23 protein-coding genes are annotated in these 25,131 nt (G+C 52.4%); 19 read left to right on the top strand and 4 right to left on the bottom strand.

The features are described 5' to 3' along the window. Positions 1–35: 35 nt before the first annotated feature. The 8 genes from ACFQ0N_RS22160 to ACFQ0N_RS22125 all read left to right on the top strand — a co-directional run bounded on the left by ACFQ0N_RS22160 (position 36) and on the right by ACFQ0N_RS22125 (position 7,842). Positions 36–584, top strand: a complete 549-nt coding sequence (locus ACFQ0N_RS22160; protein WP_379330295.1) for a peroxiredoxin — start codon at positions 36–38, stop codon at positions 582–584. 338 nt (positions 585–922) lie between these two features. After that, positions 923–1,351, top strand: a complete 429-nt coding sequence (locus tag ACFQ0N_RS22155) for a hypothetical protein (protein ID WP_379330293.1) — start codon at positions 923–925, stop codon at positions 1,349–1,351. Between the two features lie 136 nt (positions 1,352–1,487). Then, positions 1,488–2,291: an RNA polymerase sigma factor SigI gene (gene sigI / locus ACFQ0N_RS22150; RefSeq protein WP_379330291.1), complete on the top strand. Its 804-nt coding sequence runs from the start codon at positions 1,488–1,490 to the stop codon at positions 2,289–2,291. Then, on the top strand, positions 2,288–3,700 hold the full coding sequence (locus tag ACFQ0N_RS22145) for an anti-sigma-I factor RsgI family protein (RefSeq protein WP_379330289.1): 1,413 nt from the start codon (positions 2,288–2,290) through the stop codon (positions 3,698–3,700). Before sigI ends, ACFQ0N_RS22145 begins: the two co-directional genes overlap by 4 nt. Before the next feature lie 208 nt (positions 3,701–3,908). Continuing rightward, complete coding sequence (locus ACFQ0N_RS22140) at positions 3,909–4,304, top strand: ATP-binding protein (RefSeq protein WP_379330287.1); 396 nt, start codon at positions 3,909–3,911, stop codon at positions 4,302–4,304. Between the two features lie 3 nt (positions 4,305–4,307). Beyond that, the gene (locus ACFQ0N_RS22135) at positions 4,308–5,678 is read left to right on the top strand and encodes an ATP-binding protein (protein WP_379330285.1); all 1,371 of its coding nucleotides are present in this window, start codon (positions 4,308–4,310) and stop codon (positions 5,676–5,678) included. A gap of 131 nt (positions 5,679–5,809) precedes the next feature. After that, entirely contained in the window at positions 5,810–7,324 is a 1,515-nt protein-coding gene (locus ACFQ0N_RS22130; protein ID WP_379330283.1) for a leucyl aminopeptidase, read from the top strand. Positions 7,325–7,710: 386 nt separating this feature from the next. Beyond that, positions 7,711–7,842: a hypothetical protein gene (locus tag ACFQ0N_RS22125; protein ID WP_379330281.1), complete on the top strand. Its 132-nt coding sequence runs from the start codon at positions 7,711–7,713 to the stop codon at positions 7,840–7,842. A gap of 129 nt (positions 7,843–7,971) precedes the next feature. On the opposite strand, the gene ACFQ0N_RS22120 is transcribed toward ACFQ0N_RS22125, so the two are convergent. Then, the gene (locus tag ACFQ0N_RS22120) at positions 7,972–8,127 is read right to left on the bottom strand and encodes a hypothetical protein (RefSeq protein WP_379330279.1); all 156 of its coding nucleotides are present in this window, start codon (positions 8,125–8,127) and stop codon (positions 7,972–7,974) included. Beyond that, the gene (catA, locus tag ACFQ0N_RS22115; protein WP_379330277.1) at positions 8,118–8,768 is read right to left on the bottom strand and encodes a type A chloramphenicol O-acetyltransferase; all 651 of its coding nucleotides are present in this window, start codon (positions 8,766–8,768) and stop codon (positions 8,118–8,120) included. The genes ACFQ0N_RS22120 and catA overlap by 10 nt, the downstream gene beginning before the upstream one ends. A 269-nt stretch (positions 8,769–9,037) precedes the next feature. Between catA and ACFQ0N_RS22110 the strand changes: the two genes are divergently transcribed. Next, positions 9,038–9,238: a hypothetical protein gene (locus ACFQ0N_RS22110; RefSeq protein WP_379330275.1), complete on the top strand. Its 201-nt coding sequence runs from the start codon at positions 9,038–9,040 to the stop codon at positions 9,236–9,238. 85 nt (positions 9,239–9,323) lie between these two features. Next, positions 9,324–10,667 carry a DRTGG domain-containing protein gene (locus tag ACFQ0N_RS22105; RefSeq protein WP_379330272.1) on the top strand — a complete coding sequence of 448 codons (1,344 nt, stop codon included), beginning with the start codon at positions 9,324–9,326 and terminating at the stop codon, positions 10,665–10,667. Between the two features lie 87 nt (positions 10,668–10,754). On the opposite strand, the gene ACFQ0N_RS22100 is transcribed toward ACFQ0N_RS22105, so the two are convergent. Continuing rightward, positions 10,755–11,747 carry an electron transfer flavoprotein subunit alpha/FixB family protein gene (locus ACFQ0N_RS22100; protein ID WP_379330270.1) on the bottom strand — a complete coding sequence of 331 codons (993 nt, stop codon included), beginning with the start codon at positions 11,745–11,747 and terminating at the stop codon, positions 10,755–10,757. Between the two features lie 16 nt (positions 11,748–11,763). Further along, a complete protein-coding gene (locus tag ACFQ0N_RS22095; protein ID WP_379330268.1) occupies positions 11,764–12,528 on the bottom strand; it encodes an electron transfer flavoprotein subunit beta/FixA family protein in 765 nt (254 codons plus the stop codon). Positions 12,529–12,667: 139 nt separating this feature from the next. Between ACFQ0N_RS22095 and ACFQ0N_RS22090 the strand changes: the two genes are divergently transcribed. From ACFQ0N_RS22090 to ACFQ0N_RS22050, 9 genes are all read left to right on the top strand, one after another. Beyond that, positions 12,668–14,821: a (Fe-S)-binding protein gene (locus ACFQ0N_RS22090; RefSeq protein ID WP_379330266.1), complete on the top strand. Its 2,154-nt coding sequence runs from the start codon at positions 12,668–12,670 to the stop codon at positions 14,819–14,821. A gap of 35 nt (positions 14,822–14,856) precedes the next feature. After that, the gene (locus ACFQ0N_RS22085; RefSeq protein WP_379330264.1) at positions 14,857–17,229 is read left to right on the top strand and encodes a 3-hydroxyacyl-CoA dehydrogenase/enoyl-CoA hydratase family protein; all 2,373 of its coding nucleotides are present in this window, start codon (positions 14,857–14,859) and stop codon (positions 17,227–17,229) included. A 21-nt stretch (positions 17,230–17,250) separates the two neighbouring features. Beyond that, positions 17,251–18,462, top strand: a complete 1,212-nt coding sequence (locus tag ACFQ0N_RS22080; RefSeq protein ID WP_379330262.1) for an acetyl-CoA C-acyltransferase — start codon at positions 17,251–17,253, stop codon at positions 18,460–18,462. Continuing rightward, a complete protein-coding gene (locus ACFQ0N_RS22075) occupies positions 18,459–20,231 on the top strand; it encodes an acyl-CoA dehydrogenase family protein (RefSeq protein WP_379330260.1) in 1,773 nt (590 codons plus the stop codon). The genes ACFQ0N_RS22080 and ACFQ0N_RS22075 overlap by 4 nt, the downstream gene beginning before the upstream one ends. Before the next feature lie 12 nt (positions 20,232–20,243). Then, positions 20,244–20,681, top strand: a complete 438-nt coding sequence (locus ACFQ0N_RS22070; RefSeq protein WP_379330257.1) for a PaaI family thioesterase — start codon at positions 20,244–20,246, stop codon at positions 20,679–20,681. A 25-nt stretch (positions 20,682–20,706) separates the two neighbouring features. Then, positions 20,707–21,630 (top strand): S66 peptidase family protein, encoded by a 924-nt coding sequence (locus ACFQ0N_RS22065; protein WP_379330255.1) that lies wholly within the window; start codon positions 20,707–20,709, stop codon positions 21,628–21,630. A gap of 433 nt (positions 21,631–22,063) precedes the next feature. Then, the gene (locus ACFQ0N_RS22060) at positions 22,064–22,930 is read left to right on the top strand and encodes an AraC family transcriptional regulator (RefSeq protein WP_379330253.1); all 867 of its coding nucleotides are present in this window, start codon (positions 22,064–22,066) and stop codon (positions 22,928–22,930) included. 97 nt (positions 22,931–23,027) lie between these two features. Further along, a complete protein-coding gene (locus ACFQ0N_RS22055) occupies positions 23,028–23,915 on the top strand; it encodes a phytanoyl-CoA dioxygenase family protein (RefSeq protein ID WP_379330251.1) in 888 nt (295 codons plus the stop codon). A 168-nt stretch (positions 23,916–24,083) separates the two neighbouring features. Beyond that, positions 24,084–25,106: an AI-2E family transporter gene (locus ACFQ0N_RS22050; protein WP_379330249.1), complete on the top strand. Its 1,023-nt coding sequence runs from the start codon at positions 24,084–24,086 to the stop codon at positions 25,104–25,106. Positions 25,107–25,131 lie beyond the last annotated feature (25 nt).

Genomic DNA, 25,131 nt, shown 5'->3' with positions numbered 1-25,131 from the left:
AATATACGCGAAAGCGTCAAGGAGGTACTTTCAATATGGCAGAACGTTTGGTAGGTCGTCCAGCACCAGCATTTAACATGGAAACAGCAACTGGTAACGGTCAAGATTTCGGCACTGCAGCTCTTTCGGATTACAAAGGCAAGTGGCTTGTATTTTTCTTCTACCCGCTTGACTTTACATTTGTTTGCCCGACTGAAATTACTGCGCTTAGCGAAGCAGCTGAAGAATTCCGCAAGCTGAACACAGAAATTCTTGGCGTCAGCGTAGACAGCAAACATAGCCACCGCGCATGGATCAACACTCCGGTGAACGATAATGGCCTTGGCAAATTGAACTTCCCGCTTGCAGCAGACATTACTAAAAATGTCGCTCGCGACTACGGCGTCCTGATCGAAGAAGAAGGTATCGCATTGCGCGGCCTGTTCATCATCGATCCGGAAGGCGAAATTAAATATCAAGTGGTTAACCATAACGATGTTGGCCGCAGCGTAGAAGAAACATTGCGTGTCCTGCAGGCGCTGCAATCCGGCGGTCTGTGCCCAATCAACTGGAAACCAGGGGACAAGCATCTGCAAGCAAAATAAGAAACATATAATGAACCGGCACCCTGATAAGGGCTGCCGGTTTTTTGCGTTGTTTTAAGCCTGCTGAAGCCGTGCAGTGCTGATTCACGCGTTGAAGAACATTGCTGGTGGATAATTCCAGCAGGAATTTGAGTATGTTATCGCGAATAAAGTAGGTATCATATACTTTTTTTTATAAGCGCCAGATGGATGGCTCAGGCCGTGCCGACGAAAGCCGATACCGTTTTCATCATTAAGTCTGCTCGAGAATAAGCAGAAGCCTAGTGCTGGGTGCACGAAATTCATCGCCAGACTGTTATATGAACTTACGCCCTGACCGGGCTAGGAGGGTGACGGACATGAGTTTTTGCTGTGGAGCCAGTATGATCGGTACGAATGGTACGTTGAGGCATTACCGGACACATATTCATAATGTTCCGATCTTGTTTTGTCCAGTGTGCCAGCGGGTAGAGATTCATCATGTCATTGAGAACGAATATGAAATCTTGGCGGAATATGCGAATGGCGATGGCGCGGCGGAAGTCGATTTTTTGGAATATGTCGGTCAGGACGATTCGACATTGTTTGAGAATTGTGTTAATAATGAAAAGGAAGACCCGGTGGAGATCGTCACCAGCCAGATTGATATGGCGCTTGATTTGCTGCAATTTGCCAAACAGATCGGTGATATTTCCTGGGAGGAAGAGCTGAAACGACGGTTGGGCGTTCTCGGCAAGAGACATATAAAGCTTAGGCAGCGCAGAACTTCAGAAGGATACTGTCAATGATGGTATAATTGGGTGTACAGTGTAGGGCCGCCAGGGCGTTCTGTCCTGGCGGCCTTCTTGATTAGTAATTTACGTCCCTGGACCTACCCGCAATGGAAGTCAGGAAGACGAAAAATATAGATGAGAGGTGGAGCGGTTGCTGCTTGTACTGTTTAAGCGCATGTTCGGTAAGAACGATCCGGAAGCGGCTCAAAGGGATTCGCCGGAAGAAATCGTTGCGCGAATACGTGAAGGAACAGCCTCGCGGGATGCATTTATCGCCGCGTACCAGCCATACATCGTTAAGGTAACGAGCCGCTTTTGCAAACGATACGTTGATCCGACATGTGACGACGAGTTTAGTATTGCATTAAGTGCATTTGACGAAGCGATCGAACAATATGCCTGCGATGCTGGCAAATCGTTTCTCGGTTTCGCAGAGACGGTGATCAGGCGGAGGCTGATTGACTATGTGCGCAAAGAGCAGCGTCATGCTTGCAGTGTGCCTTACAGCGTGTTCGAGACAATTGACGACGAAGAGCTGCCGGTCAATCCGGTTGAGACGAAAGAGGCGATTTCACGCTATAGTCTGCATTTGGAGGCGGAGACCAGAAGGTTGGAAATTGAAGAATATAACGAGATTTTGACTAGTTATGGCATAACGTTCGCCGAGCTGCCTGAGTTTTCGCCAAAGCATGCCGATAGCAGGCTTTTGCTTGCTTCCATTAGCTGTACATTTGCCACGACAGGTACGATGTATGAAAGCTTTGAAGCGTCCAAAAAATTGCCTGTCAAGGAATTATGCCAAAGGTCCGGAGTATCGCGCAAAACGATCGAACGGAATCGAAAGTATATTATTGCACTCGCCGTCTTGTATCATGGGGATTTTCCGTATTTGAAAACTTATTTGGAGCCATTGCTGCAGCAGAGAGACGATCAAGTGAAAGGAGTGAGAGCGTGAACCGCGGGGTTGTCGTAGAGATAAAAAAACGTCATCAAATTGTGCTAACACCGACTGGCGAGTTTAAACGTGTTCCTTTGAAGACGTCGGCAGCGATTGGCGAAGAAATCCGCTTTGACTCTGCTGCGCGGATTGCGAGATCTCCCTTCCGGATTCGCTGGGGAATCGGGGCTGCTGCAATATTGCTGCTGCTGTTGTTTATTCCTGTTTTTGTACATATGACGGATAGACAAGCTGCAGTCGCTGCTTATTTGACGATGGATATTAATCCAAGCTTGGAAATTGGCGTAGATCACAAAGAAAGGGTCATTGAGCTGCAGGCGCTTAATAAGTCGGCTTCGGATGTGATTGCCGGTATAAAGTTTGAGGGACAGCCGCTTGAGCAAGTTGCCGAGACGATTATGGATCGGGTCAATGAGGGACTTTATTTTAAAAATGGCGGCGGAGATGTTTTTATTACGAGTGTGCTTGTTGGAGACAACAGCGACACCGATTTCGAGCGGATATTGACAAGCCAGGTTACCGAGGCAATCAACAAGGCGCTAACCAAACTGGATACAGCTGTTGCTAGCAATGTAGAGGTTAATACGATGTCCGTTCCGCAGGAAGTCCGGGATGAGGCCATAGAAGTAGGGCTTTCTACAGGGAAAATGGCCTTTTACCTTGTTGCCAGAAGTTTAGGCCACGAGATTGGCATTCAGGAGCTGCAGCAGGGATCAATTCATAAGGCGGCCCAGTCCTGGGGCGGTGTCAGCACGATTTTGAATGAAGAAGAGCTGTTTGGCCAAAAGCAGCAGCAGGATAAAAGAAAAGACCAGAAGGCCAGATTGAAAACTTTGCTGGAAGAGGCAAAAAATAACGACCGCAAAGAACTGCCTGAAGCATCTGTCAATGAGAAAAAAGAGACAAAAGCCGAGCAGTCATCAAAAACGGAATCGCCGAAGCAGGATGGGAGCGGGAAGAACCCGGCTGCATCAAAACCGGCGCAGCAGACGGAAAGCAAATCGCAGCAGCAGGCAGCAAAGCCTGCAAAGCAGACGACAAGCAAGCCGCAAGCAGCGAAGCCGGTGAAGCAGACGGAGAAGAAGCCGCAGCCGCATAAATCAGAGCATAAGCACAAAGAAAAAGATAAAGAAAAAGATAAAGAAGAGCACAAAGAAAAAGAAAAAGAGAAGTACAAGGAAAAAGATAAGGAAAAAAAGAACAAAGAGAAGGAAAAGAAGGTGAGAGAAAAGGAAAAGAAGCGACAGAAGCAGATGAAGGAGAAGGAAAAGGAGAAAAAGGAGAAAAAAGTCGAGAAGGGTGAGAAGCCGGGAAAGAGACATAAAAAAATGTCGAAAGGAGAGAAGGAATACGCGAAATGGAGAGGAGCCCATCAAAAGGAATGCGATAAAAAAATAAATATATAGTCGCATCCTGTAGTTATAAATAGAGCGTTTAACCGCATGCCTGCAACAATGACCAAAGTTGTGTTTATGCGGTTTTTTGTTATCTCTGCATGATTCGACAAGATCTCCTGTTGACAAAAATTAGGAGCAATTACTATTATGGATGTAAGCGTATCCTTGTCCGGAGAGAGGTTTTAGAAAATTATTTCGGAGTGGAGGCGGGTAAATCATGGAGATTTTTCATATCCAAGAGACATCTGATGCTATTGCTGCACGTCAAAGAGGAAGAGAAGCTGCAAGAGCGATCGGACTTGGTCTTGTAGATCAAACGTATATCGCGTACATGATTTCAGAGCTGGCACTCACATTGATTCAGTTGCCTGACAAAGGACATATGGTCATACGTATTATTCAAAAGAGCAAAGGGGAATCGAAATTAGGTATTGAAGTCAGGGCATTTGATCATTGCAAAGGAAGATTGCGGGAGCCCGCCTTTTTGAAGAAGCTGGCTGATGAATTGTATGTTTCAAATGAGGATCCACGAGGAATGGTCACTATATTTCGCAAGTGGCTGCCGGTACCGGCACGATTCAATACGCCGATCTATGCCGCAGGAGAGGAGTAGGAGATGCAAGCGATTCGAAGGCGCTATTTTCCGGCGCTTGCTGCTTACATACGGAGTGGAGGCGAAGCTTCGCTCTATGAGGCGACGGAAATTGGCAAATTGATTCAGGGTGTTCATCCGGAAGATATTATCGCGATTCATGAAGAATCGATGGAGCTGTTGGTCGCTAATGTCGAGTCTGAGGAAGCGCTCAAGCTGTACAGCCGCTCATTTATTTTTTTAATCGAATTGATGGTAGCCTTTCGTTTTCGGGAACTGCCGGAGCAGACGCCCGAAGAACGATTCAGCGAAATGCGGGATATGCTGCTCAATTCACATCGTTCCTTCCGCATGGTGAAAAATAAATATGAAAATGTGCTTCAGCATATGGACAGCGGCATAGCCATTTTCGATAGTGACGGTATTTTATCTTTTCTTAATCTGCAAATGGCCAGGCTGTTCGATATACCGCGGAAAACGCTCATTGGCTGCAGCCTGCAAGAATTGTTGACGCATTCCCAGCTGCGGACAGGAACGAAGCGCATTCTTTTAAGACTTTATAAAGAAATGTTTTTAAGAAGAAGCCGTTATATGGAGTTCCAAGAAAACGGGAAGCATCTGCTTGTCACGGTGACCTATGGTGACCAGCTTGACGGAGATTACTTGTTCAGTGTGAAGGATGTATCGGAATACAAACAAATAGAGCAGACCGCCTATCAGAATGATAAGCTTGTCATGCTCGGTAAGATTGCCGCCGCGATTGCCCATGAAATCCGTAATCCACTTACTTCAATTCGAGGATTTATCCAACTACTCCGCCCGCATTTGTTGCATCTTGGCAAAGAAGAATACGCCCGCATAATTTTAGCCGAAATTGATCGTGCTAACGACATCATTTATGAATTTTTAAATTCGTCCAAGCCTTCGGCCCCAATGAAGAAGACGGTGCCAGTAACCTCATTGCTGAAGGAAGTTACTTTGTTGTACGAAAGCGAAGCGCTGCTTAAGAGCTGTCAGCTGAATAGTGAGCATCATGATGAATGGTTAACGATTTCGATTGATGTGAAGCAGATTAAGCAAGTTATTTTAAACGTTATCCGCAATGCGATGGACGCTATTGAGGAGCATCGTACGGAAAAACAGGGGCGCATAGATGTGACCTCCCGGCGTGACGGCGGATTTGCTGAAATTGCCATTCGCGATAATGGCAATGGGATGGATGATACAACGAAAGCGAAGCTGTTTGATCCGTTCTATACGACGAAGGCTTCCGGGACGGGGCTTGGATTATCGGTCAGCTATCGGATTGTCCGCAATCATGGCGGGACTATTCGTGTGTCCAGCAAGCTGGGAGAAGGGACGGAGTTCAAGATTTATTTGCCATTGACAGAGTAAAGGATTAGAATCGGGTTATGCCGAATGTTCAGATGGCCGATGCTCTCGAGCGGGGTTGGATGGCCATCATGATGCGGCTAACCTGTTTTTATTTGAGTCGGTTGAATATCACGAGGAGAGGGGCGCATTCAATGAGCGGAGTAATGTTTACATATGCTGCTAACGGCGTCGCGGGGAAGGATGCCGAAGCGGTAATTGCTTTAGTGAGCAAAGCGCAGCTGCAGCAAGAGCAATCTGAGGAAGCGTGGATTCATCCTCAATTGGATGAGGCGCTTCGCGCCAGATTTGCCAAGCAGCTTTTTAAAGCGGAGGATAATGAAGTGTATGTTATGCCTACGCTGGGTTTAATAGCGTCTGAGCATGTTATTTTCGTCGGGATCAATGCGTGGACAGCAGGCAGCCTGCGGGATGCAGCTACAGCTGCCGCAAAAGCGGCCAAGCGGGTCAAGGCTGGATCGGCAGCGCTGCGGTTGCCGGCCGGGCTGTGCGAGGACCGCCCGGATTGTTCGGTGGAGCAGACGGCGCAAGCTTTGACGGAAGGCTTCTCACTAGGCTTATATAAACGTAAGACGGAGAAAACCAAGTCTTCGGCGGAAGAAGCTAATGTCCAGTCCGTGTTTTATGAAGCGGGTAATGATGCGCAAGCTGCGAGCGGTCAATGGGAAGCGGGCATTAAGCGCGGATCGGTCTTTGCCGATTCGGTGGTGTTCGCCCGCAATCTGGTGAATTTGCCGGGCAATCGCCTGACACCGGAATTGCTTGCTTTGGAAGCGGAAGCATTGGCGACTGCATATGGCATAGATATTGAAGTGATCGACGAATGGACGGCGGCAGAGCAGGGGATGGGCGGCCTGCTCGGCGTAGGACAAGGCAGTGCAAATCCGCCCCGGATGATCGTGTTTCATTATGAAGGCGATCCGGGCAGCCAGGAAGTATGGGGCATGATCGGCAAAGGCATCACCTTTGATACCGGCGGTATATCGCTCAAGCCCGGTGCCGGTATGGAGACGATGATCTGCGATATGGGCGGCGCTGCTTCCATTCTGGGGATGATGCGCATCGTAGGCGAACTGAAGCCGAAGGTCAATATTGTCGCTGTCATCCCATCCGCGGAAAATATGCCGTCTGACCGCGCCTACAAGCCTGGCGATGTATTGAACATGATGAACGGCATGACCGTTGAGGTGGTCAATACGGATGCGGAAGGACGGCTAGTGCTTGCTGACGGCCTGACAACGGCAATCCGCCGCGGCGCAACCAAGCTTGTAGATGTTGCAACGCTTACAGGGGCCGTAGGCGTGGCGCTCGGCAATCTGGCTACTGGCGCGGTTACAAATAACGAAGCGCTGCTGGAAGAGATTATGACGGCTTCAGAGCGTGCCGGAGAGCGAATCTGGCAGCTTCCTGCTTATCCGGAATACCGCAAGCAGCTGGACAGCGATGCGGCCGATTTGAAAAATGCGGGCGGCCGTCAGGCCGGCACGATTACCGGCGGGCTCTTTATTGGAGCATTCGCCGAAGAACGGCCATGGGTGCATCTTGATATTGCCGCCACTGCCTGGCTGGACAGCGAGCGTTCCTGGGAGCCTAAGGGCGGTACAGGAGTAATGGTGCGCACGCTGGGCGAGCTGCTGCTGAAAGCATAAAACGAAAGCCGCTGCTGAGAAAATGAACTCAGCAGCGGCTTTTTTAAAAATATTGTTGCTAAAAAACATCTGCTCAAATGAACGTTTTACAGACTCCTAAGTACCATGGTAGCATACAGACAAAAACTTGCTTCTATCCCATGCGGATTCAGCGGCATGAGGCTAACGGAAGTCACGGCCGCTATTTTCGAAAATTCGATTGATCTGAAATTGTAACGGAACTGTGCGCCGTTATTTGCTGATCAATAGCACGATTTCGCAAGAAAAAGTCCAATTAAGGTCGCTCCAATCCGTTAGATTTCAAAAAGAGGTTCTATTAGCGAAATAGCGTCGGTAGCTTCCGTTAGATCAAACAACTCTGCAGCTTGCCCCTTCGGGACTAGAACTTGAACGCACCGAACGAGCTGGTAAATATGGCCCACAACAGCATCTATGCGGATAAACGTGCCGAACTGCTGGCCAAGCTTAGCGGATGGGTGGAGCGGACCGGCGATTCTTTTGTGCTGCCTGTACAATAAAAAAAGGCAACCTAAGTGGAGTGATACTTAGGTTGCCTTTTTTTTCGGGCTGTCGAAGGCAGGCGGACATATGATCCGTTATTTTGTCCAAAACAGGCTCATTCGAAGGTTTCGCGGACAGACGATCGGTTATTTGCGAATTTTACCGGGTTTTCGCAGCGATTTGAGCGAGCCTGCCATTTTAGCTGTTTTGTTGACAGATAACGGATCTACGCTACGGTCCGCTTCGACCCGCCCAGTAGCCGATGCTGCCAAAATCGTTTGCTCACAGCCGGTTACAACCACTCCGCACACTCGTCGGCGAGCGTTTGCATTTCCTCATACAGCAGGCCGGCGTGGTAGCCGTCGCATACAGCATGATGGAGCAGCAGTGATAGCGGAAGCTGGATGCGGCCGCCTTGGCTGGCATATTTGCCGTACGTGAAGATCGGCGTCAAATAACTGCCGTCAGAATAAATATTCAGATTAAAGCTGGTGAAGTTCACCCACGGTATACATGAAATCGGGAATGTATTCGGCGGTTCATCAGGCTTTGCCAGCAGCTGCTTGATCCCGCCATACTGCTCCAGGTCAATAATGAAATCGTGATAAAACTGCGAGAAGGAAGGGCTGTAAGCCGTCCAAATGCTCGAAAAGCTGCGATCATCCGCATGAAACGTCGTAAAGCTGGGCGACATGGCATCCCAATATCCCAATTGGCCATTAGGATCGAAGCAAGTGCGAAATTCGCGATGACGATTGACGATTGTCGCCAGCATATAAATAAGAGCGGGATAAAGCTTCTGCTTGCGCTGGCCCAGCTCATTTTTCAATAAAGTAATATCGACCGTAGCAGTCATACTGAATGTGCATCTTGCTTGCTGCAAGTAATGCTCGAAATACGGCTTTCTGTCCCAATGTTCCAAATCGATTCGCGTGAAGTTCATTCTATATATGCCTCCTAAAATGATGAATGATCGTTTCAGGAGGCTGAATCAACTGCTTTTACCATCATTGAACACTCGTTTCTGTTGTTGGATTTTATGTTCATTATAGCAGAAAAGGGCTATAGCGGATACGCATATTCAACTTATGCATAGCACAACTGTTATATAACAATAATAAAATATAAAAACAGTATTGTAACAGAAATAATTCTGATATATAATGCTAACAATATAAATAAACTGTTATATAACAAAAGGAGAGGTAAAACATGTCCGATATGGAACGCGAGCGGAATGGACTGGAGGAACAACGGCAAGTGTGCTTTCAATGCGGTGAAAGTTTAGGGCTGCCAAAAGGAGAGGGGCATACAAGCAGTTCAACGATATTGTGCAGCGATTGCGAGGCGGCAAGCGAGAAGCCGATTTCTCATCATTATTTGAACGAATATTATTACCGCTTTGCTGATTAACTGTGCAGTACAATTTCTATTTGTCCGCAGCTGTTATATAATAGATAAGCAAATCTAAACAATAGCTGCTGCGAAAGAGGTAGAGGTGCAGGTGGAGTCTCCGGAATTTGCGACAAAGCATGAGCAAATTATTCAATATATTAAAGGGCTTGCTGTCGGTACGCGCATTTCCGTTCGTAAAATTGCCCAAACGCTTGATGTTAGCGAAGGGACTGCTTACCGTGCGATCAAGGATGCCGAGAATCGCGGTGTCGTCAGCACGAAGGAGCGGACCGGGACGGTTCGGGTGGAGCAGCAGGAGCGCCGGCATATCGACAAGCTGACGTTTGCCGAAATTGTTCATATGGTTGACGGCGAAGTGCTTGGCGGGGCGGCCGGGCTCGATAAGTCGCTCAGCAAGTTTGTGATTGGCGCAATGCAGTTGGAAGCGATGATTCGATATATTGAGCCAGGCAATTTGCTAATTGTAGGCAACAGAGAGAAGGCTCACCGGACTGCCCTTACTTTAGGGGCCGGCGTGCTGATTACGGGCGGGTTTGATACGACAGCTGATGTCAAGGAACTTGCGGATGAACTCAGCTTGCCGATTATTAGGAGCGGCTATGATACGTTTACTGTGGCCGCGCTCATTAACCGCGCCATCTATGATCGGCTGATTAAAAAGCAAATTGTGCTCGTAGAGGATGTCATTGATCCGGATGCGACGCCGATCTGCATGCATGTCGAAGATACGGTGCAGGATGTACTGCTGCGGATTGATGAGACGCATCATAATCGTTTTCCGGTCATTGATGATAAAGGGAAGCCCGTCGGTATGATTACGGCCAAGGAAATGATCGGGGTTTCGGTGGAGCAGACGATTGACGCCATCATGACGCGCAAGCCGTTGACTGTGACGATGCGGACATCGGTTGCGACTGCCGGACATATGATGGTGTGGGATGCGATAGAGCTGCTGCCGGTAGTGGATCAGGAGGGAAAGATTGCCGGTGTCATCAGCCGCAAGGACGTCCTGAAGGCGATGCAAAATATTCAACTGCAGCCGCAGAGCGGAGCGACAATTGAGGACCAGATTTGGTCTGCCTTTGAGGAAGTGCGCACCGGCGAGGGGCAGCTGCACTTCCGGGGCACCATTGCGGCTCATATGAGCAATCAGGTCGGCAATTTGTCGGAAGGAATTTTGGCCAGCATTATTAACCGTTCTGTGACGCGCACAATGAAGGACCAGCGCAAAGGCGATCTGCATATCGACAGCTCATCTGTTTATTATCTGGGCGCTGTGGAGATCGAAGACCAAATCGAGCTGATCCCTACTATTATTGAAGCGAGCAGAAGATTTTGCAAAGTTGAAGTTGAGGTCCGCTCAGGCGGCAGGAGGGTCGCCCAGGCGATGATTACGGCCAGACTGTTTGATCAGGCAACCACATAATCAACATAAATACCCTGCAGCTCTTTCAAAAAGAGGGCTGCAGGGTATTTGCTGTTCGCACCTGAGCTATATGTCCCGATGTCCCGCCTATTGCAGTGCCTTGCGGAGCTGCTCGGTCAAGAGCGGAACGACCTCGAACAGATCGCCGACGATGCCGTAGTCGGCAATTTTGAAGATCGGCGCCTCCGGGTCCTTGTTGATGGCAACGATGATCCTTGAGCCGCTCATCCCTGCTACATGCTGGATCGCGCCGCTAATGCCGCAGGCGATATAGATTTCCGGTGTGACGACTTTGCCGGTTTGCCCGATTTGCAGCGCATAATCGCAGTAACCGGCGTCGCATGCGCCGCGCGAAGCGCCCACCGCACCGCCCAGCACCTCCGCCAGCTCTTCCAGCGGCTTGAAGCCGTCCGCGCTTTTCACCCCGCGGCCGCCGGAGACGATAATTTTCGCTTCGGACAAATCGGCTTGCCCCGATAATTTATGAACGACTTCCTTAATAACCGTCTTTAGATCGGCAGCGGCGGCTCCCGCCGCCGGAATAATGCGGGGCGGCTGTTCGCCTGCCTCTGCTGCAGGCTGCGCGGCCGGAATATTGTTAGGCCGGACGGTGACAACCCAGGGGCTGGCAACAAATTTTTTTTGTTCAATGATTTTTCCGGCATAGATCGGGCGGGTGCAGACGATGGATTGATCTGTTGTGTCGCGGGCTATGGCGGTCACATCCGATATTTGACCGGCGCCCAGCCTGGAGGCAATGACAGGAGCCAGATCGCGCCCTATGGCAGTATGACCGAGCAGCACCGCATCAGGACGAATTTGCTCTAGCAGCGGTGTTAAAGCTGCCGCATAAGCCTCCGGATTGTAGCAGTGAAACTGTTCATCGTCAACGACATGGATCGCAGATAAAGGATAGCGCGATAAAGCCGCGACGAGCGGATCGAGCTTGCTGCCGATGAGGACAGCCTCAACGCTGTCGCTGTCTCCGGCAATCGTTATGGCGGCATTAAGAGCTTCGAGTGAAACCTGGCGGATGGCACCGCTCCGCTGCTCAGCTACAATTAGCAATCGTTTACTCATTGGCGCACCTCCTGCTTTAGTTTTGCTGCGCGCGCAGCAGCTCCGCAAGCTCGGCCACTTGCGCGGATAGTTGTCCCTGCAAAAGGCGGCCTGCTGCGCGGGCGGGAGGCATTGCAAGGCCGACACGGCACGTTTTGGCCTGAAGCTGCTCGGCGGATAGCTGCAGATTATCCGGAGTGATGACATGCAGCGGTTTTTTCTTTGCTTTCATAATGCCGGGCAATGAAGGATAGCGCGGCTCATTCAAGCCTTGCTGGGCGGTGAAGACAGCGGGCAGCTGCACTTCGATCCGCTCCAGATCGCCTTCGGCATCGCGTTCTGCGATCGCGGAGGAGGCGCCGGTCAGTTCCAGCTTCGTGATCGCGCTGACGTGAGGAAGCTGCAGCAGCTCGGCTACGCGCACAGCGATTTGGCCGGCGCCGTTGTCGACGGAGAAGTTGCCGCCGAGGATAAGGTCGGCCTGCTGACCGGCCAAGTAAGCGGCCAGCGCCTGGGCGACAACATGCTCGTCGCCGGGAAGCTGTTCGCCGTCAATCAATACGGCCTCGTCCCCTCCCATGGCAAGCGCTGTGCGAAGCGCTTCGGCGGCGCGCGGAGGGCCGGCGGAGATGACGATAATATGGGCGCCAAGCTGCTCTTTGATCCGGATTGCTTCCTCCACTGCATATTCGTCATAAGGATTAATGACAAACTTCACGCCGTCCTCCACAATTTCCCCGTTCTGCAGCAGCACCTTTTCTTCCGTATCGAAGGTCTGTTTTAGAAGAACTGCGATTTTCATAGCCGATGCTCCTCTCTGACAATATCAGTAATCCAATGAATGATTGCTTCATCCGATTCATACATCTATCTTATGAACGGATTCTGCGATTCATAACGCGGGAGGGACAGGAGCAGCTTAAGCGGGGGGAGGGGGAAGCATGCTTTGGACATATGTGAATGCAGGAATGTTTCTGCTCGTTGTCCTGTGTGCGGCCGGCTTGTTCGGGCAAGTCGTCTACCGGCGCTACAAGTATGTGCAGCTTGGACAGCCCGAGGCCGTGCTGCCGGAGTGGGCGGCGCGCGTGCGAGAGCTCGCAAGACATGTCCTGCAGCATCGAAAGCTGCTGCAGGACCGGAAAAGCGGCCTTATGCATCTGGTCATTTTTTACGGCTTTATTGTGCTGCAATTTGGAGCGATTGATCTTATTGTGACCGGGCTGGCGAATGGAAAAGAGGTATTGTTTTCGCAATTTCCGCTATTTACATTGCTGCAGGAGGCTACGGTCGCGGTTGTTTTGCTGGCGACAGGATATGCGGCTTACCGGCGGTATTGGGAACGTCTGGCCAGACTGAACAAAGGATGGAAACCAAGCATCGTTCTGTATTTTATCGCCGCTTTGATGCTGACCGTGCTGCTGTCCCTGGCTTTTCACCGGCTTTGGCAGGAAGAAGCGGCAGCGTTGTCGGCTCCGCTCTCATCCTTGATCGCGTCATGTTTCAGCGGTATTCCCGCAAAGGCGGCCGGTGCATTATTTTATGTCTGCTGGTGGGCGCATTTGCTCATCCTGCTTGCGTTTTTGGTCTACATCCCCCAATCGAAGCATTTTCATCTCCTCACTGCGCCGCTTAATCTGTTTCTGGCCCGAAAAGTGCCGCTTGGCAGGCTTACAGCACTCGACCTGGAGGATGAAGAGGCCGAAACGTTCGGCGCCGGGCAGATCGAACATTTTTCCCGCAAGCAAATGCTGGATTTGTACGCTTGTGTAGAATGCGGCCGCTGTACCAATGTATGTCCGGCGTCGAACACGGGCAAGGCTTTGTCGCCCATGCATTTGATCGTCAAGCTGCGCGATCATTTGACGGAGAAGGGGGCGGCCGTCACTTCACGCTCGCCCTGGGTTCCGGCCGCTCTGTTTGCGGCGCAGGCCGGGAGGGCGCATGCCATGCCGAGCCAAGGCGGCCTGCCGAATTGGCACCAGCGCTTTTCCAAGCAGCTTACGGACATCGCGCCGACGATGGCTTGGCAAAAATCGCAATGGCAGCTGTCGGGTAAGTCGCCGCTAGATATAGAGCTGATTGGCGATGTGATGACAGAGGATGAGCTTTGGTCCTGTACGACCTGCCGCAACTGCGAGGATCAATGCCCGGTCGGCAATGAGCATGTGGACAAAATTATCGATATGCGCCGTCATCTTGTGCTGATGCGCGGCGAGCTGCCGGCCGAAGGACAGCGGGCGCTGCAAAATATTGAACGGCAGAGCAATCCGTGGGGGATGAGCCGGCAGGACCGGGCGGCCTGGACAGCGGAGCTTGAGGGAGTAACGGCGCCGACAGTGAAGGAAAACCCGCAGTTTGAGTGGCTGTTCTTCGTCGGGTCGATGGGCTCTTACGATCTGCGTGCGCGCAGAGTGACAAAAGCGCTTGTGCGGCTGCTGCATGAGGCAGGGGTAAGCTTTGCGATTTTGGGCAATGAGGAGCGCAACTCGGGCGACACTCCGCGCCGGATGGGCAACGAGCTGTTGTTCCAGCAGCTGTGCGCCGACAATATTGCGCTTTTTCGCAAATATGGTGTAAAGCGGATTGTGACAGCCTGCCCGCATACATTCCATTCGCTCAGCAAGGAATATCCGGCCTTCGGCATGGAAGGCATTGAGGTTGTGCATCATACCCAACTGCTTGAGGAGCTTGTACAGGCCGGAAGGCTCAAGGCTGTCCATCCCGTGGAGGAGCGTATTGTGTATCATGATTCCTGCTACTTGGGCCGCTACAACGGCGTCTACGATGCCCCGCGCAATGTGCTGAAGGCGATGCCGGGGGCGCAGCTGGTCGAGATGGAGCGCTCGCGCGAGAACGGGATGTGCTGCGGCGCCGGGGGCGGCATGATGTGGCTGGAGGAGAAGGCCGGGGCCAGGGTCAATCTTGCGCGTACGGAACAGGCGCTGGCGCAGCGGCCGACGGTAATCGGCAGCGCCTGCCCGTATTGCCTGACGATGATGGACGACGGGACAAAACAGCTGAATGCGGCTGAAGCCGTGCAGGTATGCGATGTTGCAGAGCTGCTGGAGCGGGCTGTATTCGGCGGCCCGGCATGACATACATTCCATTGATTGAAGGAGGAGAGGCGGCAATGACAGCATCAGCGCCAGCAGCAATTACGAAAGCGGCGGTTATCGGTTCAGGCGTCATGGGCGCTGCGATTGCAGCGCATTTGGCCAATGCCGGAATTGCAACACTTCTGCTAGATATTGTTCCGCAGGATGCGGCAGCAAACGGAGAGACGGGCGCCGGCCCGGCGGCGAGAAGCCGTCTGGCCATCCAAGCCAAGGAAAGATTGCTGCGTACTTCGCCGGCGCCATTATATGACGAGCGCCTGATTGGCCGGATCACAGCCGGCAATGTGGAGGACGATATCGGGCGTTTGGCCGAAGCGGACTGGATTATTGAAGCTGTGACCGAAGATTTGGCAATCAAGCACCAAGTGCTGGCGCTGATTGAGAAGCACCGGCGTGCGGAGGCTGTTGTCAGCTCCAATACGTCGGGCATCTCCATTCAGTCGATGGCCGGGGAGCGTACGGAAGCTTTTCGCCGCCATTTTCTCGGCATTCATTTTTTTAATCCGCCGCGGTATATGAAGCTGGTGGAAATGATTCCGGGCCGGGATACGGCGCCGGAGGTTGTGCAGCGGATGAAGCAGTTTTGCGAGCGCAGGCTGGGAAAAGGTGTCGTTATCGCCAAGGATACGCCCAATTTTATTGCGAACCGGATCGGGACCTTTGGCCTGCTCGCGACATTGCAGGTAATGGAGGAGCAGGGCTGTACAGTGGAAGAGATCGATGCGGTGACGGGGCCGGCGCTCGGACGGCCGAAAAGCGCAACGTTCCGCACGCTGGATCTCGTAGGGCTGGATACGTTTGTCCATGTTGTGCGCAATGTAAGCGAGCCGGCGTTTGAGCCGTCCAAGGCACTGCTTGCCATGGTAGCAAGCGGCTGGATCGGGGAAAAGGCGGGGCAGGGCTTCTATAAAAAAATAAAAGGCGAGCGCGGCAGTGAAATTTTGGCGTTGAATCTGCAGACGATGACGTACAGCAAGGCCCAGAAGCCGGCGTCGGCGTCGCTTACGGCGGCGAAAAGCGCCAAAGGCTCCAGAGCGAAGGTGAAGGCGCTGATCGGGGCCGGCGACCGATATTCGGATTTGGCATGGCAGCTGATCAAGCGGACGGTCGTCTACGCTGCTGAAAAAGTAGATGAAATTGCCGGTTCGATTGAGGAAGTCGACGCGGCGATGCGCTGGGGCTTCAATTGGGAGCTTGGTCCCTTTGAATTATGGGATGCGATTGGCCTCGCCCAGTCGGTCAAACGAATGGAGGCAGAGGGGCAGCGGGTGCCGGAATGGGTTGCGGCATGGATTTCCGCAGGCAACAGCTCTTTCTACAAACAGGAGGAGGGCAGGCGCTTTTACGTCTATGAAGGGCGGTACAAAGCGGCTCAAAGCGATCCGCAGCTTATCTCTCTGCCTGCGCTCAAGGAACAGAAGCGGATCGTCCGCTCCAACAGCGGAGCCAGTCTGATCGATATCGGGGACGGGGTGGCCTGTCTGGAGTTTCATTCGCCAAACAATGCGATTGGCGCCGATATCTTGGCGATGATCGAGCAAAGCACGGAGGAAGTGCGCCGCCATTATGATGCGCTCGTGATCGCCAATAACGGCAAGCATTTTTGCGTGGGCGCCAATTTGCTGCTGCTGCTGGCCGAGGCGCAGGATGAGGAATGGGATGAAGTGGACGGCATCATTCGCCTGTTCCAAAATACGATGCTGCGGCTCAAATATTTTGAGAAGCCGGTCGTGGCGGCTCCCCATCAGATGACGCTTGGCGGCGGAGTCGAGGTGTGCATGCCGGCTGACCTGGTCTGCGCTTCGGCAGAAACCTACTATGGTTTAGTGGAAGCGGGGGTCGGACTTATTCCGGCAGGGGGAGGCTGCAAAGAAATTGTGATGCGGATGAGCCAGGAGCATCCGCATGCCGAGACGGATTTGCAGCCGCAGCTGAACCGGATGTTTCAGCAGGTAGGCATGGCCAAAGTGTCGGGAAGCGCCCATGAGGCAAAGAGGCTCGGATATTTGCGGGAGCGCGACCGCATCATCGTCAATGCCGACTATCGCATCTATGAGGCTAAGCAGGCGGCGCTGCATCTCGTGCATCACGGTTATGAGCCACAGCGTTCCGAGCCGATCCGCGTGGTTGGCGCCGCGGGGAAAGCGGTGCTCAAGCTTGGCGCGCTGCATATGCATCAGAGCGGCTATATTAGCGACCACGACTTGCTTATTGCGGGCAAGCTCGCTCATGTCATGGCCGGCGGCGATGTGCCGGCCGGCACGATGGTGACAGAGCAATATATGCTTGATCTGGAACGTGAGGCCTTTCTCAGCTTGTGCGGAGAGGTGAAAACACAGCAGCGGATGCAGCATATGCTTGCGACCGGCAAGCCGCTGCGCAATTGATACGCGGGGAGGGAGCGGCTCATGAGAGAAGCGGTAATTGTGTCGGCAGTGCGTACCCCGGTCGCTAAAGCGAATAAAGGCAGCTTTATTCATACGCGGGCGGAGGATTTGGGAAAAGCGGCGTTGCAAGCGGTCATGGCTAGAGTGCCGGCTGTCGCATACGGGGAAATAGACGATATTATTTTAGGCTGCGCGATGCCGGAGGGAGAGCAGGGATTGAATGTGGCGCGCATCATCTCGCTCTATGCCGGCTTTCCTTCATCGGTGCCGGCGATGACCGTGAACCGGTTTTGCGCTTCCGGCCTGCAATCGATCGCCTTTGCTGCCGAACGGATTATGACCGGCGGAGCGGAGGCGGTCATCGCTGGCGGCGTGGAAAGCATGAGCCATGTGCCGATGGCCGGCTTCAAGCCGGCTCCGCATCCGCAGTTGGTCGAAACGATGCCGCAAATTTATATGGCTATGGGACATACGGCAGAAAATATAGCCGAACGTTTCCAAATTTCGCGCGAGGAGCAGGACCGGTTTGCCATGGCCAGCCATCGCAAGGCAGCCGCAGCTATGCGGGAGGGGAAATTCGATGATGAACTGACTAAGGTGGCGACATCGCTCAAAGGCATGAATGAAGCGGGAGAGCTGTGGGAGAAGCCGCTGCTGGCGGAGCGCGATGAGGGGGTGCGGGCGGATACGACGATGGAGGCGCTGGCGAAATTAAAGCCGTCCTTTAAAGCCGGAGGTACAGTGACGGCAGGCAATGCTTCGCAGATGAGCGACGGCGCGGCGGCGGTGCTGCTTATGAGCCGGGAGCGGGCGGAGCAGCTGGGCCTTAAGCCCCTGGCTGCTTTTCGCTCGTATGCGCTCGCCGGCGTTGATCCGGAAATTATGGGGGCAGGGCCGGTCGAGGCGATTCCGCGGGCGCTCCGCCAGGCGGGCATTAGCGCCCAGGATGTCAAGCTCTATGAAATTAATGAAGCATTCGCTTCGCAATGCTTGCATATCATTCGGGAGCTCGGTCTTGATGAGCAAAAGGTGAATGTAAATGGCGGCGCGATTGCGCTTGGCCATCCGCTTGGCTGTACAGGAACGAAGCTGACTGTCAGCCTGCTGCACGAGCTGCGCCGCAGGGGCGGCGGCAATGGGGTTGTATCGATGTGCATCGGCGGCGGAATGGGAGCGGCCGGACTGTTTGAGGTGTATGCTCCGCATACGGATCAGAAAGGGGGAAGTGTATGAAAGCCCGGATAATTGGCGGCAGCTTTGTATTAGGCGAGCTGGATTGCAACGATGTCCTGACACCGGAGGATTTGACGGAAGAGCAGCGGATGATTGCGTTTGCGACAGAGGAATTTGTCAATCAGGAGGTTCGCCCCCATGACGAGCAGCTGGAGAAGCTTGATTATGAACTGACGGTCAAATTGATGCGCAAGGCCGGCGAGCTTGGGCTGCTTGGCGCAGACGTACCCGAAGCGTTCGGCGGGCTTGGGCTGGATAAGGTGAGCTCAACCTTGATCGGTGAAAAGCTGGCAGGCGCCTCTTCGTTCGCGCTGTCGATCGGCGCCCATGTAGGGATCGGAACGCTGCCGATCGTCTATTTTGGCACAGTGGAGCAGAAACGGCGCTATTTGCCGGAGCTGGCGAGCGGGAACAAAATTGCCGCTTACTGCCTGACGGAGCCGGCTTCCGGCTCGGATGCGCTTGGGGCAAAAGCGACCGCACGGCTGTCGGAGGACGGCAGACATTACGTGCTGAACGGCACGAAGCAATTTATTACGAATGCGGGGTTTGCCGATCTGTTTATCGTCTATGCGAAGGTAGACGGCGAGCGCTTCAGCACATTTATTGTGGAGCGCGCGATGGCTGGGGTGAGCGTCGGTCCGGAGGAGAAAAAGATGGGCATTAAAGGCTCCTCCACCCGGCCGCTTATTCTTGAAGATGTGCAGGTGCCGAAGGAGAATCTGCTGTGGGAGGAAGGCAAGGGGCATCTGATCGCCTTCAATATTTTAAACATCGGCCGCTACAAGCTTGCCGCCGGCTGTCTTGGCGGTGCAAAGGAAGCGATCGCGATCAGCGCCAAATATGCGAAAGAGCGGACGCAGTTCGGCAAGCCGATTGCCGATTTTCCGCTGATCGGAAAGAAGCTGGCGGAAATGAACATACGCACGTATGTGCTGGAAAGTATGGTTTACCGTACAGCCGGGCTGATTGACAGCGCCCTGCAGGAGATTGACTACAGCAGCCCCGAGGCAGGCGTCCAGTCTGCGAAGGCGATCGCCGAATATGCGCTGGAATGCTCGATCAACAAAGTTTTCGGGTCGGAGACGCTTGATTTTGTCGCCGATGAAGGCGTGCAGCTGCATGGCGGGTATGGCTATATTCAAGAATATAAAATAGAACGAATCTATCGCGATTCGCGAATTAACCGCATTTTCGAAGGAACGAATGAAATTAATCGCCTGCTTATTCCAGGCACATTGCTGAAGCGGGCGCTCAAGGGCGAGCTGCCGCTGCTGGAAAAGGCGCAGGCATTGCAGGAAGAACTGCTGCAAATTGTACCTGGCCGGCAGTTTGACGGGACGCTGGAGGAAGAACGGCATCTGATACAAATGGCGAAAAAGATCTTTCTGATGGCCGGCGGGAGCGCTGTTCAAAAGTATCAGCTCAAGCTGGAGCAGGAGCAGGAGGTGCTGGCAGCGCTGGCTGATATGATGATCCAAATTTATGCGATGGAAAGCGCCCTGCTGCGGACGAACAAGCAAATCGCCAGCCGCGGCGAGGAGAAGGCGGCTCAGGCGATTGCGATGACGCAGGTATTTGTACACGAGACATTTGCGGTCATTGAGGGCTTGGCCCGGGAGGCGCTGTCAGCTATGGAAGCCGGCGATACGCTGCGCACACAGCTGTCGGTTTTGAAAAAACTGACGCGCAGATCGCCGCTGAATACAGTGCACGCCAAGCGGGGAATTGCCGCGCGTGTATTGGCCGCGGAAGCCTTTTGCCGCTAAGGAGGTATGAGGATGGCGGCGCATAATTGGTTGGAGGAGCTGGAGCGCCTGGCCCGCCAGGCAGAAAATAGCTATTGGGGCTTTTTGGGCTGCAAGCTGGTTCATGCCGGAGAGGATGAAGTGATCGTTGCGCTGGATATTAAGCCGCATCATTTGAATTTGCTCGGGATTTTGCATGGCGGCGTTCATGCCGCTTTATTGGATTCAGCAATGGGGCTTGCAGCTATGACTGCGCGGCGCAATGCGAATCTGGTCACATCCGCCATGCATATTCATTATACTGCCCCGGTTACCGCGCAAAGGGTGACGGCTACAGCGAAGGTGCTGCATCAATCCGGCCGTACCGTAACGACCGAAGGGCGGCTATGGTCGGGCGAAGCCGGGAGCGGAGCTGACGATGGGGTGCTGTGCGCGATAACGACGGCATCATACCGGGTTGCAGCGCCGTAGTCGAATACATGCAGGAGGTAGGATTATGGCTGTAAAGCCGCCAATATTAAGACAAGGCGCGACGATAGGGGTTGTTACACTCGGCAGCCCGCTGAGTCCCAGTACTATTAATGCAAGAGTGGATACGCTCCGGGCACTCGGATTTGAAGTTGTGCTGGGACAATATGTCTATGCAGCCGACGGTTTTTTGGCAGGCACAGATCAGCAGCGTGCCGAGGATTTTATGGCGATGATCGAAAACCCCCAGGTGGATATGATTCTCCCCTCGCGCGGAGGTGTAGGCGTAGCCGGCATTTTGCCATATCTGGACTACGCCTCCATAGCCCGCAATCCGAAAATTGTTACAGGCTACAGCGATATTACCGTCTTGCTGAACGTATTGTATCTGTACAGCGATCTGGTTACCTTTCACAGCCTGCTGCTGATGAACTTTAATGTAAGGGAGCCGGCTTACAATTTTAATCAGTTTTTTGCCGCGACTTCCAGCGGGGCGCCGACCCGGCAAATTTTGAATCCGCCGGATATGACCTTGATCGGCAGAGTGCCGGGCAATGTGACCGGGCCGATCGTCGGCGGCAATTTGACCTCATTCATGGATACGCTGGGCACTCCTTATGAGATAAATACGGCCGGAAAAATATTGTTGATTGAAGATACCCATGAACCGGTCAACAAAATCTACCGCCTTCTGAATCAATTAAAGCTGGCGGGCAAATTTGCTGATTGCATCGGCATCGTCATGGGCGAATGCACCGGCTGTCAGCTAGCTTACGGGAAGTCCTATGAGGACTTGATCGAGCAATTTATAGTACCGCTCGGCAAGCCGCTGCTGACGAATCTGGCTTCCGGCCATGGCAGGTACAAAGCGGCGATCCCGATTGGCGCAATTGTAAATCTCGATGCTACAAATGCGACACTAACGGTGATGGAAAGCGAAGTGAGCGTTTAGAAGGCGCGGCTCCCCCGGACGGGTTGCACGGCTGTCGATTTTCTGCGGGAGGGCGATTTTTGCCGCAGAAGCGGGCAACTGTGAGCCATGCGGACATACGATCCGTTATTCTACCGAAAACGAGCCCATTCGGAGCTCCAGCGGACATACGATCCGTTATTCGTGGATTTTACCGGGTTATTGGGGCAATTTGAGGCATATAACGGATCTACAGTCCGCGAACCAGTCGTTTGGGCACATTTGTTCACAGATAACGGATCTACGGTCCGCTACGGTCCGCTTCGCCCGTGCTTACACATGTCCACAATTAATCACGGCCTCCTATGGTGCGTTCGCCTGAGTCGGAGGTTGTAAGCGTACAAGCCGTTTTTTCTTAGGAAGGGATGTGATAGAATAGACCCCAGTTAGCAAGCGCTTGCAAAGGGGGATAGCGATGAGCTTTCGTTTAGTAATGGGAGGGCAAAGCCTCGCGATCGATCATGTGACAACGGATTTGCGTACAGGAAGACAGGGCGTTCTCACCCCGCTGCATCAGCACCCAGTCTTTCATTTGATGTATATCACTTCCGGCCTCGGAACATTTACTGTCAATGAATGTACAAGCGAGGCAGCTCCAGGGCTGCTCTATATTATTAGCCCGAACGAGAGACATCAATTTTGCGGCAATGAAAGCAATCCCCTTACGAATGTAGAGTGCACGTTTCTATTGCGGGATGAACTGGGCGAGCCGGCGGTTGTCAATTTTTTTAACTGGATAGAGGCAAAGCGGGGGCGGAGCGTGCCGCGGGCGGTACGAACGGAGCCGCTGCTTGTCCCCGCTCATTTGCGCCCTTTTCTTATGGAAGGCTTCCAACGGCTGCTTGACCCTGCGGGTCGTTATGTGACTGGCGAGCATCTTGCCCTGATGGTTGCCGATTTAATGCTGAGGGTCGAAGAAACGGTGTGGCAGTGTATACAGGGGCAGGAGGATGACGATTCTGCGGGAGGGGCCGAGGAGGTGGCGCGGCTCAAGCAATATATGAAAACGCATATCGGGGACAACATTAAGCTGGAAGATCTGGCTCAGCTCGTACATTGGACGCCGAATTACTTGTGCCGGGTGTTCAAAATGCATACCAGCGAGGCCCCGATCGCCTATTTGCAGCGACTGCGGATGACGGAGGCCGAGAAGCTGCTGCTGTACACGGATTTTCCTGTATTCACCATTTCACAAATGCTGGGGTACGAGGACCCGTCCTATTTTGCCCGTCTCTTCCGCCGCAGCTATGGACGGGCCCCTTCGGCATATCGGATAAGATAGTCCGTATGAAGGGCTGTTTTCTACCTTCTTCAGGAAGCTGGCTTGCTGTTAAGATGAAAGTGCATTTACATAGCAGTTACCTGGGAGGCTGGTCACAATGAGACTGACGATGGATCAAGTGATACGTTATCAGACAGAAGGGTGCTTGATCGTGGATGAGGTGCTCAGCGCGGCGGATTTGCAGCCGGTGATTGAGGAGCTGAATGAAGTTATCGACCAGCGCGCGCGCCAAATGTTGGCGGAAGGGAGGCTGAAGGAGCTTCACGAGACTGAGCCGTTTGAGCGAAGATTGGCCTTGCTGCAGGAGCAATGCCCTGATATTGGCAAAGGTATGGATATTGCTGATTATTTGGGGGATGCCATATTCGCGCTGCTGGGCCACGATAAGCTGCTCGATGTGGTGGAATGTCTGCTTGGCAGTGAAATTAGCTGCAATCCGATTCAGCATGTGCGCGCTAAGCTTCCTTGGAAGTCCAAGACAGGCGATCCGCAGCCAAGCTATTTCGAAAATGTGCCGTGGCATCAGGATTGTGCGGTGACGACGGAGGATTCCGAGGCGTCGGAAATTATTACGTTCTGGATGCCGCTCGTCGACGCAAGGGCAGAGACGGGCTGTATGGAGATCATGCCGGAAGTATTCAAGCGGGGCTATATGACGCATCAAGCTTCGGGCGGCACGACGATCGTACCGGAGCAGCTGCCGGATGTGCAGCCGGTGCTGGCGGAATGCCGCAAAGGCAGTCTTGTGATTATGAATAAATATACACCGCACCGCGGAATATCGAATGTGTCGGACATTATTCGCTGGTCGATTGACCTGCGCTATCATAAAACGGGCGCCAACTCCGGACGTTCTTATCAGCCGTCGTTCGTCGTCCGCAGCGCCAAAAATCCGGACTTGGTATTGCGCAACAGCAGCGAATGGCGGAAGCTGTGGCAGGAATCGCGCAATGCGCCGCAGCCGTCAAAGGTTCATCGCGTATAAACGGATTCCAGAGGAGCTGTCTCCAGCATCAATTCATGACATTGATCGCTGGGACAGCTCTTTAATTAATCTTTAAGCTTCGTACAGGGGAGGTAACTTGAAAAGTGTATGAAAATCATGTAAAGTTTTTTATAGAACGAACGTTCAGTTAGGATGAGGGGCGAAAATATGGACATAAAAGGATGGTTAAATAACCAGACTGTGCGGCGGTTTGCTATTTTGGTCTTGTTTTGTCTGTTGTTATACAGCGCAAAAAGTATGATGAACCTGGTGCTTTTGACCTTCATCTTTACATTTTTGATGGGCAGAATTCATGAAATCACTCACCGTCAGTTGAACCGGTTTCTGCACATTTCTCCGAAAGTCATACTTCCTTTTTTGTATTTATTGCTGATTTTCATTATGGTGTTCGGCATTTTAAAGCTGTTTCCGGTAGTCAGGGACCAAATTATTCAATTAATCAAGTTCATCGTATCCGCGTACGATCAGCCGAAGGATAATGAATATTCCTCTTATATTGTCAGCATTTTGAATTCGCTGGATTTGAAAAGCTATATCAAGCCCAGCATCGATCTTGTTATGCGCCTGAGCAATATTGGTCTGAATCTGTTTCTGGCCGTCATACTAAGTCTGTTCTTTCTGCTGGAAAAGACGAAGGTAACGCGGTTTTCGGAGCAATTCCGGACAAGCAAAATATCGTGGTTTACGAACGAAATCGAGTATTTTGGCAAAAAATTCGTCCAGACCTTCGGCAAAGTGATTGAAACGCAGCTGATGATCGCTTTAATCAACTGCATTTTGACGACACTGGGCTTATGGATTATGGGCTTTCCGCAAATTATCGGTTTGGCGCTTATTATTTTCGTGCTTGGCCTTATTCCGGTTGCCGGAGCCTTTATCTCGTTAATTCCGCTTTGTCTGATTGGGCTTAACATCGGTGGATTGCCATATGTGATCTACGTCATTATTATGATCGCGGTCATCCATGCGATTGAGGCATACTTCCTGAATCCGAAGCTGATGTCCTCTAAAATCCATCTGCCGATCTTTTTCACCTTTTTGATCTTGCTTTTCTCCGAACATTATCTGGGTGTATGGGGACTTATTATCGGGATCCCGATTGTCATCTTTTTGCTTGATATTCTCGGGGTCCAGACACAGGTTGACCCTGATCGTTCTAATAAGTCTTAGGTCGTCTACCTTTATCACGCGATGA

Source organism: Paenibacillus sp. GCM10027626, from assembly GCF_042676285.1.
Classification (GTDB): domain Bacteria; phylum Bacillota; class Bacilli; order Paenibacillales; family Paenibacillaceae; genus Paenibacillus_Z.
Note: the sequence above shows the minus strand (reverse complement) of the source record. Positions and strands in the feature narration are given on the sequence as shown.

Bases quoted from the DNA above. Each gene is read 5' to 3' on its own strand.
- ACFQ0N_RS22065 (WP_379330255.1), top strand. From the start codon at position 20,707: ATGGCTGTAAAGCCGCCAATATTAAGACAAGGCGCGACGATAGGGGTT.
- ACFQ0N_RS22050 (WP_379330249.1), top strand. From the start codon at position 24,084: ATGGACATAAAAGGATGGTTAAATAACCAGACTGTGCGGCGGTTTGCT.
- ACFQ0N_RS22155 (WP_379330293.1), top strand. From the start codon at position 923: ATGAGTTTTTGCTGTGGAGCCAGTATGATCGGTACGAATGGTACGTTG.
- ACFQ0N_RS22110 (WP_379330275.1), top strand. From the start codon at position 9,038: ATGTCCGATATGGAACGCGAGCGGAATGGACTGGAGGAACAACGGCAA.
- ACFQ0N_RS22090 (WP_379330266.1), top strand. From the start codon at position 12,668: ATGCTTTGGACATATGTGAATGCAGGAATGTTTCTGCTCGTTGTCCTG.
- ACFQ0N_RS22135 (WP_379330285.1), top strand. From the start codon at position 4,308: ATGCAAGCGATTCGAAGGCGCTATTTTCCGGCGCTTGCTGCTTACATA.
- ACFQ0N_RS22160 (WP_379330295.1), top strand. From the start codon at position 36: ATGGCAGAACGTTTGGTAGGTCGTCCAGCACCAGCATTTAACATGGAA.
- ACFQ0N_RS22095 (WP_379330268.1), bottom strand. From the start codon at position 12,528: ATGAAAATCGCAGTTCTTCTAAAACAGACCTTCGATACGGAAGAAAAG.
- ACFQ0N_RS22070 (WP_379330257.1), top strand. From the start codon at position 20,244: ATGGCGGCGCATAATTGGTTGGAGGAGCTGGAGCGCCTGGCCCGCCAG.
- ACFQ0N_RS22060 (WP_379330253.1), top strand. From the start codon at position 22,064: ATGAGCTTTCGTTTAGTAATGGGAGGGCAAAGCCTCGCGATCGATCAT.
- ACFQ0N_RS22140 (WP_379330287.1), top strand. From the start codon at position 3,909: ATGGAGATTTTTCATATCCAAGAGACATCTGATGCTATTGCTGCACGT.
- ACFQ0N_RS22085 (WP_379330264.1), top strand. From the start codon at position 14,857: ATGACAGCATCAGCGCCAGCAGCAATTACGAAAGCGGCGGTTATCGGT.
- catA (WP_379330277.1), bottom strand. From the start codon at position 8,768: ATGAACTTCACGCGAATCGATTTGGAACATTGGGACAGAAAGCCGTAT.
- ACFQ0N_RS22075 (WP_379330260.1), top strand. From the start codon at position 18,459: ATGAAAGCCCGGATAATTGGCGGCAGCTTTGTATTAGGCGAGCTGGAT.
- ACFQ0N_RS22055 (WP_379330251.1), top strand. From the start codon at position 23,028: ATGAGACTGACGATGGATCAAGTGATACGTTATCAGACAGAAGGGTGC.
- ACFQ0N_RS22130 (WP_379330283.1), top strand. From the start codon at position 5,810: ATGAGCGGAGTAATGTTTACATATGCTGCTAACGGCGTCGCGGGGAAG.
- ACFQ0N_RS22080 (WP_379330262.1), top strand. From the start codon at position 17,251: ATGAGAGAAGCGGTAATTGTGTCGGCAGTGCGTACCCCGGTCGCTAAA.
- ACFQ0N_RS22100 (WP_379330270.1), bottom strand. From the start codon at position 11,747: ATGAGTAAACGATTGCTAATTGTAGCTGAGCAGCGGAGCGGTGCCATC.